Genomic DNA, 1861 nt, shown 5'->3' on the forward strand with positions numbered 1-1861 from the left:
CCGGAGGGCCTGGCCGCGCATGTCGGCGACCGCCTGGGCGACCTGGTCATCCCGACCTACGGCACCGCCACCACGGAGACCCCCGGCCTGGTCGAGCTGGCGACCGCCGCCGAGGCCCGCGCCGGCACCGACGATCAGCGCGCCGTCACGCCGGTCGGCCTGACCGCCGCGCGGCGCGCCCGCCGCCCGCACCTCTATTACATGGGACAGCTCTGATGGCCTCCGGACGTCTCGGCGCGGCCGCCCTGGCCGCCGACACCACCACCACTGTCTACACCGTGCCGGCCGACACGGTGGCGACCGTGAACATCGGCGTCGTCAATCGCGGCGCCGACGCCGCCGCCACCGTGCAGGTGGCGATCACCCCCGGCGCCGCCGCGCCCGCCGCCGCCGACTGGATCGAGGGGCCGGTGACCCTGCCGCCGGGCGGCGTGCTGGAACGCTCCGGCGTCGTCTGCGGACCGGGCGAGCGCGTCCATGTCCGCGCCGACACCGATGCCTGCGTCGTGCGCGTCCACGGCTTTGAGGAGGGCCTGTAGATGGGACGTCATCTCTCCGTCGACCCGGCCGGCGCCCAGGCCCAGGCCATCGCCGCCACCCTGGCGGCGGCGCGCGCCGCCTCGCCGCTGTTCGCCTGGCTGCCGCCGTTCGGGGCCGGGTTCTGCCGGCTCTGGCCCGCGCCCGGGACCTACACCTGGACCGTGCCGGCGGGCGTCACCCGGATCCGCGCGCACGCCGCCGGCGGCGGTCAGGGCGGCGGGGGCCGCGCCTACGGCTCTCAGACCGCCTATCCCGGCAACGGCGGCGGCACGTCCAGCGTCGGGGCGGTCCTGTCGGCGACCGGCGGGGCCTGGACCAGCGGCGGCGCCGGGTCCGGCGGCGATGGCCGGGCGGACGGCGGCCCGACCGCCGGCGGCGCCGGCTCCCCCATCGGCGACGGCGGCGCGGGCGCTCAGCTCGGCCCGCACGGCGACATCATCCTGGGCAGCGCGCCGGTGGCCGGCTGCGCCGGCGCCGGCGGCCTCGGCCTGCTGGCGCTCTCCGCCGCCGCCGGCACCGCCCTTTTGGGCGCGGCGCCCGGGTGCGGGGGCGGCGCGCCAGGACCCGGCGGCGGCGGTCTGCTGGGACCGGGCGCGGCCGGCACCACGATCGATGCGACCAGCCCCTCCTGGACCAGCTTCGCCGGCGGCGCCGGGGGCGCTGGCGGGGGCGGCGGCGGTCCCGACGGCGGCGGGGGCGGCTACGCCTGGGGCGAGATCGCCGTCACCCCGGGGCAGGCCATCACGCTCACGGTCGGCGGCGGTGGCGCCGGCGGGGGCGGCAGCTATGGCGCCAACGGCGGTCGCGGGGGCGACGGCCTGGTGATGATCGAGTGGTGAGGAGACATGACCAGATATGCCCGCATCGTGGCCGACGTCGCCGTCGACGTCACCGACGCCGATCCGGCCACCCGCTACCACCCCACCGTCGCGGCCGAGTTCGTCGCCGTCCCGGAGGACGTCCGGCCCGGCTGGCGCCACGACCCGGACACCGACACCTGGACCGCACCGCCCGATCCGGCCCCGGCCCCCGATCCGGACCCGGCGCCGGCCGTGCCCACCACCTACACCCCGCCGCAGTTCATGGCGGCGCTGTTCACCGCGCCGGAGCGCATTGCCATCCGCGCGGCGCGCGAGACCGACCCGGTGGTGGACGACTTCCTCACGCTGATCGAGGACCCGCGCCTGACCGAGGTCGACCGTACCGATCCCGGCACCGTCCAGGCGATCCAGTACCTGACCACCACCGATCCGCCGCTGCTGACCGCCGCCCGCGCCGCCCAGGTGCTCGCCGGCGCCCGGCCCGATCCATCCTGACGGAG

4 protein-coding genes are annotated in these 1861 nt (G+C 78.1%); all 4 read left to right on the plus strand.

The window, feature by feature from the left end; all coding sequences use genetic code 11:
• The coding region (locus tag GGD88_RS18545; RefSeq protein WP_221237241.1) for a hypothetical protein at window positions 1–216 on the plus strand (216 nt) is incomplete at its 5' end.
• Entirely contained in the window at window positions 216–539 is a 324-nt protein-coding gene (locus tag GGD88_RS18350; RefSeq protein ID WP_184438230.1) for a hypothetical protein, read from the plus strand. The genes GGD88_RS18545 and GGD88_RS18350, both read left to right, overlap by 1 nt.
• Window positions 540–1379 (plus strand): hypothetical protein, encoded by an 840-nt coding sequence (locus tag GGD88_RS18355; RefSeq protein WP_184438233.1) that lies wholly within the window; start codon window positions 540–542, stop codon window positions 1377–1379. It begins immediately after the preceding gene.
• A gap of 6 nt (window positions 1380–1385) precedes the next feature.
• On the plus strand, window positions 1386–1856 hold the full coding sequence (locus tag GGD88_RS18360; RefSeq protein ID WP_184438236.1) for a hypothetical protein: 471 nt from the start codon (window positions 1386–1388) through the stop codon (window positions 1854–1856).
• Window positions 1857–1861: the final 5 nt, after the last annotated feature.

This window comes from Roseospira goensis (genome assembly GCF_014197795.1).
GTDB lineage: Bacteria > Pseudomonadota > Alphaproteobacteria > Rhodospirillales > Rhodospirillaceae > Rhodospira > Rhodospira goensis.